Origin of the sequence: Paenibacillus sp. CH40, assembly GCF_024213605.1 — a bacterium.
GTDB lineage: Bacteria > Bacillota > Bacilli > Paenibacillales > Paenibacillaceae > Paenibacillus > Paenibacillus polymyxa_B.
Window position 1 is genome coordinate 240,591 of the sequence record NZ_JANAVQ010000006.1, and the last position, 19,799, is coordinate 260,389.

The following is a 19,799-nucleotide window of genomic DNA, read 5'->3' on the forward strand; positions in this document are numbered from 1 at the left end:
CCACCTGTAGAGGAGGCATTGAAATGGTAATGGATGAATACGAAGTAAAACAAAGATATGAAAATGTATACAGTATAAGTGATTGTCCGGCAATCTACAGTTACTTGGTGGTCGGATCTGAGGCTGCCATGTTGATCGATACCGGATGTGGCGTTGGGAGCATTCGTAAAGTAGTAGAGGGTATTACGGACAAACCTTACATTGTTGTGAATACACATGGTCATAACGATCATGTTGGTGGAGACTATCAATTTGGAGAAGTGTTTATTCATCCTGCAGATTTGCAATTAATGTTGGAGTTATACACAGATTCTTCTTATCAACAAGAATTTTTCAATCTTTTCGGTGATTACGGAATTCAATATTTTGATCCAAAATATAAGGATGATTTTTTGAAAGCCGGGCCTCCTGAAAAGATAAATGAGCTATACGATGGACAAATATTTAATTTAGGGGATATTGAAATTGAGGTCATTCATGTTCCGGGACATACTCCAGGTTCTGTCGCTCTCCTCGATAGGACGAACAGATTGCTCTTCAATGGTGATGTTGTGATGCGAAACTCGTCTTTAATTCATCGAAACGGTATGAATGTGCAGACTTACATCGAAAGCCTTAATAAACTATGGAATCGCAGGGACGAATTTGATTGGACGATTGCCTCACATGGTCATCGGGACCCCAAATTAGGGTTTAGGCCACTGGAGACTTTCTACATCAAAAAATTGCTTGACTGTGCTTCCGCTATTGATATCAATCAGAGTGTTGAAAAAATTGAGGTGGATGGAAAAGGGCTTTTATTTGTAGAACCAGGAAAAGTTCTTGGGGAAATAGATACGGTAGCTATTGGTTACAAACCTGAACAATTATAATTTCTAAAATAGGAGAATTCATATGAACATTCAATCGTTTCCAAAAGATTTTTTATGGGGAGGTGCAATCTCTGCTAATCAAGCAGAAGGGGCTTATCTAGAAGATGGTAAAGGCGTGTCAGTCAGTGATGTTCTAACAGGTGGACTATAAAACGTTAATCGTCAGCGCAGAAGCCAACAATACAATGGCGTTCAGATATTGGTGAGTGGTCACCTTCTAAATGTCCCAGATGTGCAAGGAGTCTGCGGACAAATAGGCTTTCATCCGAGAGTCGCACCGTTCTACGCTCGTTCTTTCGTTGTAAAGTTCCTTCCAGCGCTTCGTGTCTCGATGTTGACCGGAATAGCGGAGAAAGCCGCTTTTCGTATCGAATTTGACGACCATTCCATAGTTGGAGGATGAACAAGCAGCCATACCGAGCGTGCACAAGCATAAAGAACTTCACTTTTGTATCCACAGCCACCCGTTCCATAAGAGCAGGAGCCATACCGCCGTCATTGACAGGAGCCGGTGTAACCGAGAGCACCATGGGTAGCTCGCTTGCGGTATCGACGGCAAGATGAAGCTTGTAACCAAACCACTTGACTTTGTTGCCAAAAGAGTCAAACTTCGCACCCCAGTTGGCATTTCCGGTCAACTCGCTTTTCCGTTTCGGCTGCTTCTTCTCATAGGCAGGAATCGCTGCACTGTCGACCGCCACATGACTTCCGTCGATGATTCCTTCCTTCTTGCATTGTGCGACAAGATCCTCAAACAGGCGCTCTGCCAGTCCTTCTTCATACGGAATTTATCAGGTTTTTATTTTTAATATAAGAAAAGGAGCGCAAAAAATGAATACAACAGAATTAGCAGCATTTATCATTGAAAGTGTTGGTCAAGAAGAAAATGTAAATGAAGTTACTCATTGTGCTACCCGCTTAAGATTTATTTTAAAAGACCGATCCAAAGCAAATAAAGAAGCACTGAAAAGCAGCGATGATGTGTTAGCCGTTGTAGAAAGCGGAGGACAGTTTCAGGTGGTTATTGGCGGGCGAGTGGCTGAAGTATACCTTGAAATCGTGAAACAGACGAACTTATCACAAGCGGCAGCTACATCAGCGGATAAAAGCCAAGAAAAGGTTGGGATAATACCCAAAGTCTTTGATGTTATCTCCGGAACATTCTCCCCGCTGATTCCATTATTAGCGGGTGGCGGGTTACTTAAAGCTTTATTAACATTATGTGTTACATTTGGCTGGATGGTCAAGGAAAGTGGTATTTATATCTCACTTTCCGCAGCTGGTAATGCTATATTCTATTTCTTGCCGGTTTTTGCAGGATTCACGCTTGCTAATAAATTAAATGCAAATGGATATATTGGTGCTGTAATTGGCGCTGCCCTTCTTGAGCCGAACTATACAAACCTTTTAGTCAAAGGAGCTGCAGCAGTTGATATTTTTGGCATTCCAATTATTCCTGTCAGCTATGCAAATTCTATATTCCCTATTTTTATTGCAGTCATTGCTTTCTCATTTTTAGAAAAGTTATTAAAGAAAATTATACTGAAAGATTTGCAATTTTTTTTAGTTCCATTAGTTTCATTAGCAGTTATGGTACCTTTAAGCTTTCTAGCATTTGGTCCATTTGGAACTTATGTGGGTGCAGGTATTGCCAATGGAATACAAGTTTTATTAAGTTTCAGTCCCCTATTAACAGGTGCTGTTCTTGGTAGTGGGTATATGTTTTTGGTAATATTTGGACTCCACTGGGGGATTGTACCGATTACATTGCAAAATTTACAAAATGGAGGCGATCCGCTCGGACCAATGAAAGCAGGATCTACATTTGCTCAAATGGGTGTTGCAGCAGGGGTCTTTCTAAAAACAAAAGACAAAAAATTGAAGGCAATTGCCGGTCCTGCAGCAATCACAGGTATGATGGCTGGTGTTACCGAACCAATTCTATATGGTGTAGTTTTGAAATATAGAAGAACAATTCCTTATGTTGTAATTGCGGGTGCCGTTGGCGGTGCTTTAGGTGCATCTTTAGGTGTTGAATTGAAATCGTATTCATTCTATAGCGTGTTAAGTATACCGGCATTTGCACCCATTGGCTTGCATGTAATGAGCGTTTCAATCAGTTTCTTTATTGCACTTGCCCTTACTTATTTCTTTGGGTATGAAAGTAAAGGTGCTGTAAATAAAAATCAAAAAACAGGAAATGCTGCTGATCTGAAAAATGCGAACAACGATGATTCGGAAGAAATAATTTACTCGCCTGTTCAAGGTAAAAGACTTTCTTTAACGAATGTCAATGATGAAGTTTTTTCTTCTGGTGCCATGGGAAAAGGGGTTGCCATTGAACCGGTAGAAGGGGTGATCACTTCTCCAGTGAATGGTGTTGTTACAACAGTTTTTCGGACAGGACATGCTATTAGCGTTACATCTGCGAGTGGTGCTGAAATATTAATTCATATAGGTTTAAACACAGTGAAACTTAAAGGGAAATACTTCAATACGATTGTAAAAGTAGGTGATTCTGTCCAAATCAGGGATAAATTAGTTGAATTTAACATCGAGAAAATTAGAGAAGCAGGTTTTGAATTAACAACACCGATTATTATTACCAATACAGATCGGTATCTCGATGTTATTCCGCATACTCTCGATAATACTCAAGAAGTATTAACGTTAATTAAAGCTAAATTTGTTAGTTGAGTTTATAAAATATCATGAATTGAGAGGAGAATACACATGAAGAATCTAACATTTCCAGATAATTTTTTATGGGGAGGAGCTATTTCTGCCAATCAAGCGGAAGGGGCTTATTTAGAAGATGGGAAAGGCGTCGCTGTCAGTGATGTACTGACAGGCGGATTGTACGGTTCAAAATTATCGGAACCTGTTGGTAAATTGCCTTCTCACGAAGCGATTGATTTTTATCATCGCTATAAGGAGGATATCGCGCTTTTTGCAGAAATGGGTTTTAAATGTTTCCGTACCTCCATTGCTTGGTCACGTATTTTCCCGAATGGGGATGAAGAAACCCCAAATGAAAAAGGATTGCAATTTTATGATGATCTATTTGACGAGTTAATAAAGAACGGAATTGAACCTGTTGTAACTATTTCACACTATGAGTTACCACTGGGTCTTGCGGATAAATATAATGGGTGGGCAAACAGAAGATTGATTTCACTTTTTGAAAAGTATTCTAAAGTATTATTTGAACGCTACAAAGGCAAAGTGAAATATTGGATGACATTTAATGAAATTAATAGCATATTGGTTCATTCTTTTACTAGCGGAGGAATAAGAGATAAAGAAGATACCAGTGCGATCTATCAAGCAGCTCATAATCAATTTGTAGCCAGTGCATTAGCAGTAAAAGCCTGTCATGAAATCATTCCAGACGGCAAAATCGGCTGTATGATTTTCTACAGCCCGACATACCCATTTACTTGTGCGCCAGATGATGTAATGACATCCGTGACAAAGGAAAGGGAGTACTATTTGTTCTCCGATGTCCAGGTTCGCGGTGAATATCCTGCATTTACTAAGCGCTTATTTAAAGAAAAAAATATTCATATCGAAGTAACCAAAGATGATCTAGATATTTTAAAGAATTATGTAGTAGATTACGTTGGATTCAGTTATTACATGAGTCGTACGGTTTCGGCACAACCGGAAGGGAAAAAGGAAGTCGGCGGAAACATGGCCAAAGGCATTAAAAATGAATTTCTAGAGATTTCTGACTGGGGTTGGGAAATCGATCCTGTAGGTTTGAGAATTGCAGTTAACCGTTTGTATGACAGATATCGGATTCCCCTATTTGTTGTAGAAAACGGACTGGGGGCAGTGGATGTACTTAATAATGATACTGTTGAAGATGATTATAGGATCAATTATTTGAAACAGCATCTCATACAATTAGCTGAAGCGATTAAAGATGGCGCTGAAGTCATTGGATATACCAGCTGGGGGCCAATTGATATCATTAGTGCCAGTACCGGTGAAATGAAAAAGCGATATGGCTACATTTACGTGGACAAGGATAATGAAGGGAATGGTAGCCTGAAACGTTATAAAAAGAAAAGTTTTTATTGGTACAAGGAAGTGATCCGTAGTAACGGACTTAGTCTCTTCGAATAAAAGCAGAAACCCGTGGAAGCACGATATTTCTTGTGCCTTCCACGGGTTTCTGCTTTTAGAACATTCAATTAATCTTATGGATTGAACAAAGGAACGATGGATTCATTTACGAGTTCAATGAATGTTTGTATGACAGGGGATTGATTTTTACTATCCCAGACAAGAGCTGTAACAGTATGAAACTCATTGTCTTTGATTTCTCGATAGATCACTTCATTTTGCAATAATAGGTGCATGGATGCTGGTACTAAGGCTACACCGATCCCCGTAGAAACCAACGAAATGACCGTGGACATTTCTTCAGTTTCTTGTACAATCCTTGGACTAAATCCTGCTTGGTAGCAAGAATTAATTACTCCGTCGTAGTGGACTTGGTTAGCCCGTCTTCCTGTAACAATAAAGTCTTCATTTTCTAAATCAATGAGTTGAATTGGAGATGCAGTTGTTGAATTTACAACTAATGGATGTTCTCTCGGTAAGGCGATTATCAAAGGCTCTTGTCTTATGATTTGAAGATTTATTTCTTCGCTTTCAATAGGTTCACTAATGATCCCTACGTGAATGGTTCCATCTTTTAATGCATTAATTTGTTCGGACGATGTCAATTGTTTCAAAACCACACGAATAGCGGGGTATTGAGCTCTATAATGCTTAATGATTGCTGGAAGAATATCATAGGCTGTAGAAGCGATAAAACCAATTATGATTTCACCAATCTCCCCACTTTTCATTAATCTAACAGTATGGATTGCTTCTTCTAAATGATCAAAAAGGTGATAAACCTTTTCTAAAAAAACTTTGCCTTCTTCAGTTAAATCAACATTTCTTTTTGTACGATGAAAAAGTTGTACTCCGATTTCCTCTTCCAATTGGCGAATCTGTAGACTTAAAGGTGGTTGTGCCATATTCAAACGGTTAGCAGCTTTACCAAAATGTAATTCTTCAGCAACTGTTTTGAAGTATTTTAAATGTCGTAATTCCATCTGTTTTCTCCTTTTAGTAATACTTATTATGTATTATTTCTACGTTATATATATATTAGACGTTTTATTTTTGGTTTTGTAAAGTTAAATGTGAGAAGGGTATGAAATTAATATCCAAATTTTAAAGGAGACGAGTACCTTGAAAAAGCTAACTAAAAACCAAACAATAATTTATCTTATTGTTCTGGTTATTATGTGGGGAGCCAATTGGCCATTAACTAAATTAGCACTAGCATACGCGCCACCAATCTTGTTTGCAGGGATGAGAACACTGATAGGTGGGGCCATTTTAGTGATTTTTGCTCTACCTAAATACAAGTCATTGCGATTCAAAGAAAACTGGTATATTTATGTAATTTCATCTTTGTTTAATATTATTTTATATTATGGTCTTCAGACGGTTGGTTTAAATTATATGCCTGCTGGATTATTTTCAGCTATTGTATTTCTTCAACCTGTCCTTTTAGGACTATTTTCATGGATTTGGTTGGGTGAGGCGATGTATGGCCTAAAGATTATAGGTTTAATCTTAGGTTCTATTGGTGTGTTTACATTGAGTGCAACTGGTTTTAACGGCAACGAATCATCAGTCGCAGGTGTAATTTTAGCGCTAGGGACCGCTCTTTTCTGGAGTTTTGGGGTTGTGTATATGAAAAAAACAAATGAAAGAGTAGATGCAACTTGGGCAATAGCACTCCAACTACTCATTGGTGGGGTGATTTTAACGGGGGCAGGATCAGTATCTGAGAATTGGACGGATGTTGTATGGAATGCACCTTTCATTTCCTATTTACTTATTATAGCGATATTTGTGATTGCAATTGGTTGGTTAATTTATTTCACACTTGTTGGTTCTGGAGAAGTAAGTAAGGTAGGTTCTTATACATTCTTAATACCAGTTGTCTCTATAGTGACAAGTACGCTATTTTTACATGAAAATATAACTATAAATATATTAGTGGGACTACTGTTAATTGTAATAAGTATATTGTTAGTTAATTATAAACCAAAAATCAACTCAGAAAAGTCGAACGTAAGACGAGCATCATAATAGTAAATTTAGATGTTTCCATAAAACCTGTACCCTATGTAAAGGACATTTCTAAAAAGAATTATACTGCTTGAGTTTTGTGATACAACAAGCCCAGGGTAAGTTTCCAATACAAATTTTTGATGAAGATAACTTTCCATATAATGAATGTACCTTAGTGTGCGCTAATCTCATCTTGAGAGTCCTAATGATCTTAGAAATGTACTTCCTTTTTTAGTAAAGTAAATATTCTACATCATTATAATTTAATCAGGAGGTTAGGGATTAAATCTGCTTTATACAAAAAAAGATTTTCCAAAGATTGCGCTCAGATTCTATTACTAGAGGGATTATATATGAGTAGGAGGAGAAACTATCATTTCGTAAAATAACTTCGGCTACAGACAAAAGTTAGGACACAGGAAAAGACTGGTTGGGTAGAGATTCAGTTCTATGGCTAGTTATCCTATCGATAACTTTAGTAGTTCTAGTAATTTGAGATCTGCTCAATTCTTCGATTCTTTACCCAGTTGGCTGAGAGTTATGGTCGTTGTAATCGACATCCTTGGATTTGGGCTCAAAATAGTTCGAGTTTTAATGAATTATAGATTTTCTCATTCTTCTAGATTTAATCAATGGGATCTTATACAACCCAGTTTTTCTGGTCGTATATAATGTGAACTTATAATACAAATGCTTACCTTTGGATTTCCAATGGTAAGCATTTTTTGAGTGGTTTAAACCAACAGAGGTATTTAATTTGAGTATGTATATTTATACATTTCGTCTTTTGCGGATATTCTCATCAATTCTGAAAATCAGTCATTTTCAGTAAAGTAAGGGTATAAGCATTCTCACTAATTCTGACGCCACACAAAGTGTATGAAGCTATGAATAGTTATGCATTTTTATACATTAAATAATATTTATTTTCTCCGAATGGGTGGGTTCGATTGTGAACCTACCCATTTTCCATTGAACACAGTTATGGTTCTTTCTGTAAACAAAATCACTAATTTGTCCGATACATACATAAGGATGATTTACTGTTAAATATACCCTTGAAAATTATGATTTCACATATCAACTACTTGAGACGTGCAGCCTATGTAATGTGACGACTAGAAAGGAGGTAGAGCGTGAATCGTGAAGAGGTTTTTCGACATTTTAAAAATGAGATGGCGTATTGGGATTAGCTCAGAAAGTATGCGATGTAGCTGCGTCTATTCCTGTATTGGGTGCCCTACCGAAAGCAGCAAGTCAAAAAATAGCTTCGATTCGTTCCGAAGTGGCTTCCTCTGGACCGTCATCCATAGTACATTTGCATACTGGTTCGGTGGTGACGGATTGTAATATTTAAAATATTGTATGGATTTTGACCATTCCATTTAAGCTTGATACAATAGGTTAAACTAAGTGGAGATACTTCAATATAGAATGGTGTGGTCTAAACTTGCAACATGAAAACGAACTTTTGGATGTATGGTTGTCTTTGTCTCACATCCATTCCACTTTAAATGATAAGTTAGAACAAGCTTTACTACAAAATTATGATTTATCTTTGAAGGAGTTTTATGTTTTGGGTTTTATATCCAATTCCGAGGAAAAAAAATTACGACTGCAGCAACTTCAAGAATTGGTGGGATTAAGTCAAAGTGCGACATCGAGACTCGTAGTGAGAATGGAAGCCAAAAACTGCGGGGCTTTACAAAGACATACATGCGAGGATGATCGGCGAGGTGTGTATACTCGGATTACGGAATTAGGTGAAAATAAATTCCAGCGTGCACTTCAAACCTTTAATCAGGTGTTACAATCAGAACTTCAGAAAGATGGAGTGAAGTCACAATTTCAAAATCTTACGCAAAAGCTGTTTTAGACTTTGCAACCTGTGTATATCGTTCTTAGTATCCCTAGGGTAATATGTGGCTTGAACGTTGTGCCACGAAAGGCTCTTTACAGGGGCTTAGTTTATTACCCTACACGATTCAATAGAGATGTTATGATTGGAAAGTGAATATTTACATGATTGCGCATGCATGTTTTTATCAGGCTTCCAACCATGTATGTATAGAAACGCCCTTCCAAAACTCCTCCTCATAGGAGGAGTTTTATCATCTGGAACCGTCGCTACTCCTTTGATTAAGAAACAGAGGCCGTATTGCGTTTTTCCTTGGCATTGCCGCGGTCGCGACGACTCAGCAGAAATCCGACCAGAGATGCCGTGGATTGCTGGAAAATCATCCCGAGTACAACAGGTAGTGCTACCGGGGCCGGGAAATAGGTGATGGCAAGCACGGCTCCTGCGCTAATATTGCGCATGCCGCCGTTAAAGACAAGCGCCGTACGGTCTGCATTATTCCACCGCATCAGTCCTGATATCAGATAGCCGATTGCATATCCAGTGGAAGCAAGGACGATTATGGATAGGCATACTCCGACAAGCTTGAGATTAAAATCGACCAGATAAGGCGCGATGACAGATCCGTTAATCATTACGACAAGAGCCATAGCCAGCTTGGAGAATGGGCCCAGTCGAGGTCCCCATACCTGCTTGATCTTCCCTTTAGTCCATTCGTTCAACACCATGCCGATTAGCGAAGGAACGACAATCATCCAGAACAGGCTCTGCATCATCGCCCAGGTATCGAGCTGCACATCCGCTCCGATCAGTAGGGACATGATGCCCGGAACTGCAAATGGGGCCAAAATCGTATCAATTAAAATGATCGCCAATGTCAGCGCCGTATTGCCTTTATAGATGTTGACCCACACGAAGCTGGAAATGCCCGTAGGGATAGCCGCACCAAGAATAAGTCCAGTGATCGTATAAGGATCATCATTGAAGGCCAGATGCCCCAGCATCATGGCAAGAAGCGGCATGGCCAGGTGAAGAATAAACAGACAGGCGATCAGTGGACCAGGATGTTTTATCACATGGACAAAATCCTTAAACCCCATACTGATGCTGCCCGCGAAGGTCATGAATGCAAACAGCCAGGGAGAGAGTTCTGTATATTGTGACAACGGCGTACCGATTAGGACGCCAATTAGAATGCTGATTGGTGTAATTAGCGGCATAGCTGCATTTAGTCTACGATTCAACGTGAGGAGCATACAAAACTTCCTTTTTTAACCTTAAGTATAGACCTTGCACCCCCGATTCGTAAATGATCTGTGACCTTGCTGCAGCCCGATAGAAGCAAATTTGAACGCTCCTGATGAACATAGATCAACCCTTCAAATTATTTCGGTATTCCAAAGGAGAGCAGCCCATTATTTTTTTGAATAGTCTGGAGAAGTAGTAAGGGTCCCTAAAACCGAGTTGTATGCTAATTTCTTTAATAGAAGCATTCGTCAAATCCAAAAGCTGACTGGCCCTCTGTATCTTCATTCTTAAATAGTAATCGACAGGAGAGTAGCCGGTGGATTGCTTGAATATCAAGTTCAGATGCTGCTTGGATACCTGAACATGCCGACTAAGTTCCTCAAGCGAAACGGTGGATTCCAATTGTTCACTCATATAGCGTGTTGCTTTATCCACATGACTCTGGTACGTACTGTCTTCCTTGCGAAATGCAACGGATACAACAAAACTCAGCAGATAACGGACAGTTTGCGATACTTGAACTAAATGTATGATGGAGTATGATTTATTCAGTAAAAGGTCGTAACACTGATGAAATAGCTCCAGTAGTTTGACTTCATCACTGGCGGCCATGGAAATATACGTTTTAAAAGGCTCAAATAATGCCATAAAGTCATCCACTTGGTCCCCTTTGAGATGAAACCAGTAAATCGTCCAAGGATCTCCATCGTCAGCCCCATAAGCATGCGGCATGTCCCTGGGAATGTACGCAAAGCTTCGCTCCGTCATGTCAATCATTAGGCCATCCTTTGTTCGTATCCAACCTTTTCCGCTGGCACAGTAGATGAATATATGAGAGTCACATCCGTGCATTCTTTCACGAAAATGATGGCGGGCATGGCTGAAGCAGCCTATATCCGTAATATATAGATTTTTTGTAAGCGGATTCGAATTTAATTTATCCAGCATATAGGGTGGAAGGACATATAACTTTTCACCCTCAAATCCATCAGCTTTCTTATTCATAATCTATCCATCTCCCAGCCGTAAGCGGCTCTAATGATGAAATACGTATATAATCCATCATAAACAGTGGATTGTCAATTGTCTGTAATGTCGCTTACTTGTAAGCTCTGAATATAAGGGCGACTATGAGGGAGTGATGGAATTGAGCACTTTCGATGCTAAGGCACGCGTGTGGGAGGAAACCGTGCAGATCCCAACGTATGGAATTGGTAAACCCGACAAAAATCCAATGTTTCTGGAGAAACGTGTCTACCAGGGAAGCTCCGGTCGAGTGTATCCGCATCCGGTAATTGATAAAATTGAGGATGAGAAGAAACTTGAAAATTACCAAATGGTTTTTCTGGAAAATAAATATTTGCGCATTGAGATCATGCCAGAGCTGGGAGGCCGCATTTATCGTGCGGTCGACAAGACCAACGGTTACGATTTTGTATATTATAACAGGGTCATCAAACCAGCGCTTGTGGGCTTATTGGGGCCGTGGATATCTGGAGGGATTGAGTTCAACTGGCCGCAGCATCACCGTCCCAACACTTATGGACCCGTTGAATACAAGTTGGAAGAACATGACGACGGAAGCGCAACGGTATGGGTGAGCGAAATTGATCGTATGTTCGGCACGAAAGTAACAGCTGGTTTTACACTACAACCGGATAAAGCATACCTTAAAGTTGAGGCCCAGCTATACAACCGGACTGCCGAGCCTCAAACGTTTCTATGGTGGGCCAATCCAGCCGTAGCGGTACATGAGCACACACAATCTGTTTTTCCTCCAGACGTATCAGCCGTGTTCGACCATGGAAAGCGAGATGTATCCCGTTTCCCGATCGCTACAGGCACCTATTATAAAATGGATTATTCTGAAGGTGTAGATATCTCCCGATACAAAAATATTCCTGTCCCCACTTCATATATGACCTATAAATCGGATTACAATTTCATAGGTGGTTACGATCATATAAAACAAGCCGGGCTTTTGCATGTGGCCAACCATCACATCTCTCCTGGAAAAAAGCAATGGACATGGGGAAATGGCGAATTCGGCCAAGCATGGGACCGGAATCTAACAGACGAAGATGGTCCCTACATCGAGTTGATGACGGGGGTATATACCGATAACCAACCAGATTTCACTTGGCTTCAGCCGTATGAAGAAAAATCGTTCTCGCAGTATTTTATGCCTTACAAACATATTGGTATGGTCAAAAACGCTTCAATTGACGCAGCCGTTAATCTGGAATTAAATCGCAGCGAAGGGACAGCACAGATTGGAGTCTATGTAACTTCGTCATTTCGTGAGGCTGTTGTGGAATTACGCAGTCAGCGGAAAGTTTATATTAAAGAAACCTTAGATCTGACACCTAATAAGGCCGTTATACAGAAGACAGTTATTTTGGCTGAGGATGGGGATTATGAACTATGCTTAACCGTCAAAGACGCGACCGGAAGGGAGCTGATTAGCTACCAGCCGAAGAAAAAGGAAGTTGAACAGATCCCGGCTGCTGCCGCCCCCCTGCCAGAACCGGAGGAATTAAGAACGAACGAAGAATTGTATTTAGCAGGACAACACTTGGAGCAATACCGTCATGCTACCTTTGAACCCGAGGCGTATTATCTTGAGGGCCTGAAAAGAGATAAAAATGACAGCCGCATAAATGTGGCATATGGTACGTTGCTTCTTCGTAGAGGATTGTATTCAGAAAGTGAAGAGTGCTTTCGTAAAGCTATCTCGCGGGTAACCTGGCGTAACTCTAATCCCTATGATGGTGAGGCCTACTACCAGCTTGGTTTGTCGCTAAAACACCAAGAGCGGATGGATGAGGCGTTTGCTGCATTTTATAAATCAGTATGGAGTGCGGCATGGCAAGACAGCGGGTATTTCTCACTGGCACAGATTGCGACAGAACAAGGGAACTATGAAGAAGCATTGGAGCTCGTGGAGCGTTCAATCATCCGCAATGCTCACAATTACAAAGCACGCAACCTGAAGTCGGCTATTCTTCGTAAGCTCGGCAGCTACGAAGCGGCAATAGCCTTCTCCAAGGAAACGATGAAGCTCGATATCGCCGATTTTGGAGCTTACCGTGAGCAAGCATTATCTTTAGAGGCTCTCGGGTTACGAGATGATGCTAAAACGGTCCTCGAAGAGTTGGGAAAATGGATGCGGGGAGATGTGCATAATTATATAGCGGTAGCATCGGACTACGCGGCGGCGGGACTCTATGAGGATGCAGCATGTGTGCTGGAAGAAGCTCCAGAGCAGGCGAAAACATACCCTATGCTGTATTACGTTCAGGCCTTCTGCTATGCTAAAATCGGCAAGCATGAGCAGGTGAACAATGCTCTCGCTCAGGCCGCAGATGCAGTACCCGACTACTGCTTTCCTAACAGTCTGTTTGAGTTGGATGTGTTACAATTTGCAATTCGAACGAGACCGGGGGACGGAAAGGCGCATTATTACTTAGGTAATTTACTCTATGATAAGAAACGGTATCTGGATGCCATTTCCGGCTGGGAAACGTCTCGTTCCATTGACGATACTTACCCCGTTGTTCACCGTAATCTTGCTCTTGGATATTTTAACAAACAAGGCCAAGTAGAGAAGGCTCGCCATTCGTTAGAGCAGGCCTTTGCGTGCAATACTTCAGACGCGCGTGTTCTTTATGAGCTTGACCAGCTGTATAAGAAGCTGAACATCAGGCCCAACGACAGATTGAACCTAATGGAGAGTTATCCGGGAATCATAAAGCTTCGCGATGATCTGTTTTTGGAATATGTAACCGTTCACAATACGATGAAGCAGCATAAGGTAGCTTTGTCCTTGCTGACAGGGAGAATATTTCATCCATGGGAAGGCGGAGAGGGGAAGGTAACTGGACAGTATAGGCTTGCCAAGGTAGAGCTTGCCAAGTCCGACCTGAGGTCTGGACGGATTGAACAGGCTGTAAAAGGGCTGCGGGAGGCTTTAGTGTATCCAGAGAATCTTGGCGAAGGTAAGCTAGAGGGTTCCCAAGATAACGATATTTACTATTATTTGGGCTGCGCGTATGAGCTATTGAAATTAACAGATGAGGCAAGGCAGGCCTTTTCCACGGCCTCTCAAGGACTGGGGGAACCTATTAACGCTATGTATTATAACGATCAGCAGCCGGATATGATATTTTACCAAGGATTGGCCTGGCAGAAACTTGGCTATGCGAAGGAAGGCGTGCGTCGATTCAACAAGCTCATTGATTACGCCGAAAGACACTTATTTGAACCCGTGAAAATGGATTATTTCGCGGTCTCGTTACCCGACTTTCTCATCTTTGAAGATGACCTGAATATTCGTAATCAGGTTCATTGTACTTATATGAAGGCACTTGGTTTGCTTGGATTAGGGCGACAGGACGAAGCTATCTTGCATTTTGAATCGGTGCTTAAGCTAGAAGCTAACCATCAAGGAGCATTGAACCATATGGACTGGGACTGGGAGGGGAAATCAAATGAATAATCGCATGAGAAAGTTACCGCGCAAATTGACGATCACCATGTGGGACTTCTCCTGGTATACAATGACACAGGAAGGTGAGCCCTACAGCGATCTTGAAGCCCGTTTTAAAGAAGCGGTCGAAAGAGGGTACAATACGATCCGAATATGTGCTATGCCATACATGTTGTTTACTGCGGATGGCAAACGTCCCGGTCCCTTGGAGTTTGCTAACCTTGGGGAAGTAGGCCAGCGTACGCGTTGGTATAACTGTCGTGGCGGCGCAGTGCTGGACGGGCATGCTCATTTACTTGAACTGTTTAAACAAGCTAAGGCTCATAACTGTTACATTATGTTATCCTCTTGGGAATATCAGCAGAGTCCCAGCTTTCTGGCTCATGCTGGGCTTAGAGATGAATTAGCTGCAATTCCTCCTAAGGAGAGATTCATGGCCATTGCAAAATCAATGGATCAGTTGATCCGTTTCGTTACAGCAGAAGGCTATAGAAACCAGATTATCTATACAGAGCTGCATAACGAAGTGGAATTTGGGCAGTTAAACGCCGTCGGAACGTCTAAAGGCATAGCCGAAACGAATGTACCAGCGCTTATTGAAGCCATGCAGCCCTACGTAGAAGAAGCAGTTGGATATCTCCGCCGATGTCATCCTGATATCATGATGACCGCCAGTTATACGTTAAATGAAGCCTACCCTAAAGCTTACGTCGCGCGCAATATGCAGGTTGCCCATTTTCACCTTTATATTAAAGGGGTACTCAATGAGCTTATGGAAGAGGCAGGGCTTGATGATGAGTTGGAGCCGTTCCCCAATCCATTCGTACAATCCCTATTAAGAGAAGACGCTCCTCCATGTGCAGAGTGGACCCTGCCTCCGGAGCAGAATTGGCGGATGGAAGGTAATCCAGTCGGCATGAGGCTTATTTATTTGCACGATTGGGTAGATCCCGACCAATGGGATTTATTTTTGTACGATCGGTATGGAGACCATAAAATTGCCATGTTGCAGAAGGCCGACACCCGATTGGAAGAGATTCATGAATGGAATCGTCATTCCGGCATTCCAATTGTCATAGGAGAAGGTTATGTAGGCTACACGCCGCTGTATGCCCAATTTGAAGAAGGCCCAGTCGGTAAATTTATCGCTGAATATGTGTTGCGAAAAGGAATGGCACTTGGGTTCTGGGGAATGACCCTCTGCTCTAACTGTGCTCCCCATCATCCATTCTGGAATGATATCGCTTGGCAGCGCAAGTGGAATCAATTTATCCTGAATTCAGATTAACGAGTGAGGGGAGTGAACTCCATGAGAAACTATCGGGTTACAGTCAAAGACGATCAAAAACGAATTGTTAAAGGACATATCAAACTTGGCGGCACCAATCCAAAAGGAGAGGAAATCGGATTCACCAACTATTTTATGGAGAAGGACGGAGAGCCCTTTTTCGGTATTTGTGGTGAATTCCATTATGCCCGTTATGATGAACGCTATTGGGAAGACGAAATCATTAAAATAAAAATGGGCGGCGTAAACATCATTGCCACTTATATTTTTTGGAACCTACATGAAGAAGTTGAAGGTATTTTTAATTGGAGTGGGAACAAGAATCTTCGTCGTTTCATCGAGTTGTGCGGCAAACATCAGGTATACTCCATTATTCGGATCGGACCCTTCAATCACGGGGAAATTCGAAACGGCGGTATGCCGGATTGGTTATTTGGTCGACCATTTGAGGTTCGCTCTAATGATGAGGGGTATCTGTTCTACACGAGAAGATTGTATAACGAAATCGGTACCCAGGTTAAAGGGCTGCTATATAAGGAAGGGGGGCCGATTATCGGCATCCAAATCGAAAACGAACATCATCATTCATCTGCCCAGTGGGCATTGACTGTAGGAATTAATGATATGTGGTTAAACAGCGGAAGTGACGGTAACTCGCATTTGTTAAAACTTAAAGAAATAGCTCTGGAAGCGGGGATTGATACTCCGATCTATACGTGCACAGGATGGGGAGGAGCCACAACTCCTGTCCCTGATATGCTGCCGTTATGGGGCGGGTATGCCTATTGGCCATGGATCTACTACGAAGAGGGACGTTTGGAGGGGATGGACGAGCATCCTGCGACACCGGAATATATTTTCCGAGACAAGCATAATAACGAGATTCCAAAGAGCTACAATTTCGAGCCTCAATATGCTCCTGAAGACTATCCGTACGCTTGCTGTGAAATGGGTGGCGGCATGGTTCAATTTTATAAATATCGGTTCGCCTTTCCCTACCGTAGTGTTCCAGCGATGACTGTCATGAAGGTTGCAGAAGGCTGTAACCTGATCGGATACTACATGTATCATGGGGGTTCCAATCCTCGAGGTCAGGTTAACCCATATACAAATGATCTAGCTACACCCAAAATATCCTATGATTTCAACGCCATGATCGGCGAATTCGGTCAAGTAAGGGAGTCATACCAAAGAACAAAGCTGCAACATTACTTTTTTTCAACGTTCCAAAAGCAATTCTCTCTAACAAAGACTATTCTGCCAGGGGATACGTCCCAGATGGACCCTTATGATGTGGAAACGTTACGATATGCAGTGCGATCCAGTGCCAGATCGGGGTACCTATTTCTAAATAATTTCCAAGACCATGTCGAAAATGACGACCTGTGCGATTTTAATGTGAGCATTGAGCTGCCCGAGGAAACGATTGTAATCCCTAGTCAAGGTGAACTGACGTTAGGACGTGATAGTTTTGCCATATTGCCATTTAACTTCAATTTAGATGGAATGAAGCTCAAATATGCTACGGCACAGCTGATAACAAGGATAGAAGAAGATGGAGAAGTATATTATTTTTTCTTTGTACCAGCGGGCATGAAAGGAACGTATGCAATGGAGTCACAAGATATCATCAGTGCCACAATCGACAAAGGTTCGATAGAGCAATTCGATGGGAAAACGATCATTAAGGTTGCTGAAGAGGAGGATAGTCTCATCCATCTGGTATCTGAAAGTGGCAAAAAAGTTGCCATCTACACGATGACTGATGAGCAAAGTCTTACATTTTGGAAGGTAAATATGCAAGGCCGAAATAGAGTCATTTTGACAAATGCCAATCTACTAGTATCTGAGGGCGATTTAAGGCTGGAATCAACGGGCCAAGAAAGGGTAACCCTGAGTGTATTCCCGGATTTTGACGCCTCATTCACATCTATTTCCGGTGGAGAACTGCTTGAAATATCAGAAAACAATGTATTCAAAACGTATCGTTTAAAGGCTCCTAAGAAAGAAATCCAGTTCAATTTGAAAAGGGTAAATAACGATAAATTTACTATTGATTTCGAAACAGATGCGTTTCATGGAATCAAGGAGGCTCTGCTGCGTATCGATTATACTGGAGATATCGGTTATGCTTTTATCGATGGCGAACTGATCAACGATAATTTCTGCAACCATACGACCTGGGAAATAGGTTTGAAAGCATTTGAACATCGGCTCATCGAGCAAGGGTTGTACGTGTATATTTCCCCCATTCGAAAGGGTAAGGTTCTCAACAGCAATACGACTATGGCGGGCTGGAACGAGGCGACAAAGGAACGTATCGTAGATATCGGTTCGGTTAACCTTGTGCCTGTATATGAAATCAAAATCACCATATAACCCAGAAGGTTATATGGTGATTCTTTTCCAGAATAATCTACATAAAGTAATCAGCCAGTGAATACATGAGTCTTTTTTATTTTCTTAATGTGTTTTTAGTAGATACCGGCTTTTTTCGATGTTTGTTTGATCCCGTTGCTTCCGTTAACTACAGTTTTTCCCCAATCCGTCAGATTGCCATTAGGTCCTGTTACAAGATCAAGGTAGGAAAGGTTGGAACTATTACCATACCAGGACCAGGCTAACCAGCCTATCCCTTTGGATTGTCCGTATCTCATGATTTCTGTCTCGTCGACATCTGCTCCTTGATGGTAACCGCCAAATTCACCAATAATCAGCGGAAGTCCTTGATTCAGAACGTTATCAATATTGGTTCGAACAGTTTGAGCATCTTTACCCGCGAACTCATACATATGGATGGAGAATACCGTATTTTTCAAAGAATCAGCTGCAAATACAGATTTACCAAAGTCATTGATAGACTGAGGATATTGTCCCCATCCGGCACAATCGACGATGAGCGTATTTTTGATACCTGCGTTTCTCAACTTGGGAATCGCTTGCTTGTATCCATCAGCCCAACCACTCCCATTCCAAGAACCATACCATTCGTTCGCAATGTTTACGATAACCCGATCTTCCTTGCCGATCAGAGCATCTTTTATGCTAATCCAGTAGTTCACAGCTGCATCCAAAGACGCGTAGTCGTCTTTGCCCGTAGCGTCATGAACTTCAAGCACAGCAATCATTTTGTAACTCGTGACGAGAGAGATCATATTTTTCACGGAATTAATGTCATCCTTGGTGTACTGGTTTCCGTTAGAAAGGACAATTCGGACGGTATTAGCACCTGTCTGGGCAATTGCCGGGATAGCTGTATAAAGATCGTTTTTGTACCAAGTGTGAGCATGATTGACGCCTCTCATAACAAACGGCTTGTCTGTAGAATCATACAATTTGGTACCGCTTACATAAAATCCTGAAGCAGCTTGTGCCTTGGAGAAGAATCCCCCCAAACCAATCATGATAAGCACACCGACGAGTCCAGACAATAATGCTTTTCTTAACAATACCTTCATTTTTTTACCTCCCTAAATATATTATTCAACTTCCTGCTATATAGAGATGAAGTAGGTATGTAAGTATGTATACAGCAGTAAGCTAAACACAACATAAAACGCTTTCATTTTTGGTGATAGTTATTTTTTGTTATTCTATCATTTGTATTTTTGTTATGCAATTGATTTTTTTAGCTATTTTTTTGCTTTTGAAATGCAGATACATAGATTACTTATTTATGTGTGATTTTTCTATGATTTTATTGTGCTCGTTGCTTCTATTAAGGTGTATTCCTTCGATATTTATTTGTAATTTAGTTTTTTAAGATAAAAATAACCTAACTAGTTTTTCTTTAGTGTGCCTAGATTATGTAGATAAACCTAACGTTCTGCTTGGCTGATTATCTTGAACAAAGGTGAGATCTATCGGAAGCAATACTTAAGCTTCACCACGATATTA

Annotated in this window: 12 protein-coding genes and 2 pseudogenes; 9 read left to right on the plus strand and 5 right to left on the minus strand. The window is 41.2% G+C overall.

Going from position 1 to position 19,799, the window contains the following annotated elements; all coding sequences use genetic code 11:
• The first annotated feature begins 23 nt into the window (after window positions 1–23).
• Both NLX73_RS18770 and NLX73_RS18775 read left to right on the plus strand, forming a co-directional pair.
• Window positions 24–872: an MBL fold metallo-hydrolase gene (locus NLX73_RS18770; protein ID WP_250267372.1), complete on the plus strand. Its 849-nt coding sequence runs from the start codon at window positions 24–26 to the stop codon at window positions 870–872.
• A 22-nt stretch (window positions 873–894) separates the two neighbouring features.
• Window positions 895–1,017 (plus strand): annotated as a pseudogene (locus NLX73_RS18775) (family 1 glycosylhydrolase); the annotation flags it as partial.
• Here the strand turns inward: NLX73_RS18775 and NLX73_RS18780 are convergent.
• Window positions 1,018–1,642, minus strand: a pseudogene (locus NLX73_RS18780) (transposase); the annotation flags it as partial.
• A gap of 61 nt (window positions 1,643–1,703) precedes the next feature.
• Here NLX73_RS18780 and NLX73_RS18785 point away from each other — a divergent pair.
• Both NLX73_RS18785 and NLX73_RS18790 read left to right on the plus strand, forming a co-directional pair.
• Window positions 1,704–3,569, plus strand: a complete 1,866-nt coding sequence (locus NLX73_RS18785; protein ID WP_254326982.1) for a beta-glucoside-specific PTS transporter subunit IIABC — start codon at window positions 1,704–1,706, stop codon at window positions 3,567–3,569.
• A 36-nt stretch (window positions 3,570–3,605) separates the two neighbouring features.
• Complete coding sequence (locus tag NLX73_RS18790; RefSeq protein WP_254326983.1) at window positions 3,606–5,003, plus strand: glycoside hydrolase family 1 protein; 1,398 nt, start codon at window positions 3,606–3,608, stop codon at window positions 5,001–5,003.
• Between the two features lie 74 nt (window positions 5,004–5,077).
• Here the strand turns inward: NLX73_RS18790 and NLX73_RS18795 are convergent, their stop codons facing one another.
• Window positions 5,078–5,986: a LysR family transcriptional regulator gene (locus tag NLX73_RS18795; RefSeq protein WP_254326984.1), complete on the minus strand. Its 909-nt coding sequence runs from the start codon at window positions 5,984–5,986 to the stop codon at window positions 5,078–5,080.
• Between the two features lie 139 nt (window positions 5,987–6,125).
• Between NLX73_RS18795 and NLX73_RS18800 the strand changes: the two genes are divergently transcribed.
• Both NLX73_RS18800 and NLX73_RS18805 read left to right on the plus strand, forming a co-directional pair.
• Window positions 6,126–7,037, plus strand: coding sequence for a DMT family transporter (locus NLX73_RS18800; RefSeq protein WP_250267374.1), 912 nt, complete (start codon window positions 6,126–6,128; stop codon window positions 7,035–7,037).
• Between the two features lie 1,432 nt (window positions 7,038–8,469).
• Window positions 8,470–8,895, plus strand: a complete 426-nt coding sequence (locus NLX73_RS18805) for a MarR family winged helix-turn-helix transcriptional regulator (RefSeq protein WP_025719952.1) — start codon at window positions 8,470–8,472, stop codon at window positions 8,893–8,895.
• A 263-nt stretch (window positions 8,896–9,158) separates the two neighbouring features.
• Here NLX73_RS18805 and NLX73_RS18810 read toward each other — a convergent pair whose 3' ends face one another.
• Both NLX73_RS18810 and NLX73_RS18815 read right to left on the minus strand, forming a co-directional pair.
• Entirely contained in the window at window positions 9,159–10,133 is a 975-nt protein-coding gene (locus NLX73_RS18810; protein ID WP_250267375.1) for a bile acid:sodium symporter family protein, read from the minus strand.
• Between the two features lie 115 nt (window positions 10,134–10,248).
• Window positions 10,249–11,130 carry an AraC family transcriptional regulator gene (locus NLX73_RS18815; RefSeq protein ID WP_250267376.1) on the minus strand — a complete coding sequence of 294 codons (882 nt, stop codon included), beginning with the start codon at window positions 11,128–11,130 and terminating at the stop codon, window positions 10,249–10,251.
• Between the two features lie 136 nt (window positions 11,131–11,266).
• Between NLX73_RS18815 and NLX73_RS18820 the strand changes: the two genes are divergently transcribed.
• The 3 genes from NLX73_RS18820 to NLX73_RS18830 are packed head-to-tail and all read left to right on the plus strand — an operon-like array spanning window position 11,267 to window position 18,281.
• On the plus strand, window positions 11,267–14,623 hold the full coding sequence (locus tag NLX73_RS18820; RefSeq protein WP_254326985.1) for a DUF5107 domain-containing protein: 3,357 nt from the start codon (window positions 11,267–11,269) through the stop codon (window positions 14,621–14,623).
• Window positions 14,616–15,902: a cellulase-like family protein gene (locus NLX73_RS18825; protein WP_254326986.1), complete on the plus strand. Its 1,287-nt coding sequence runs from the start codon at window positions 14,616–14,618 to the stop codon at window positions 15,900–15,902. Before NLX73_RS18820 ends, NLX73_RS18825 begins: the two co-directional genes overlap by 8 nt.
• Window positions 15,903–15,923: 21 nt before the next feature.
• Window positions 15,924–18,281 carry a beta-galactosidase gene (locus NLX73_RS18830; protein WP_250267379.1) on the plus strand — a complete coding sequence of 786 codons (2,358 nt, stop codon included), beginning with the start codon at window positions 15,924–15,926 and terminating at the stop codon, window positions 18,279–18,281.
• Window positions 18,282–18,376: 95 nt separating this feature from the next.
• On the opposite strand, the gene NLX73_RS18835 is transcribed toward NLX73_RS18830, so the two are convergent.
• Window positions 18,377–19,360 (minus strand): glycoside hydrolase family 5 protein, encoded by a 984-nt coding sequence (locus NLX73_RS18835; RefSeq protein WP_250267380.1) that lies wholly within the window; start codon window positions 19,358–19,360, stop codon window positions 18,377–18,379.
• Window positions 19,361–19,799 lie beyond the last annotated feature (439 nt).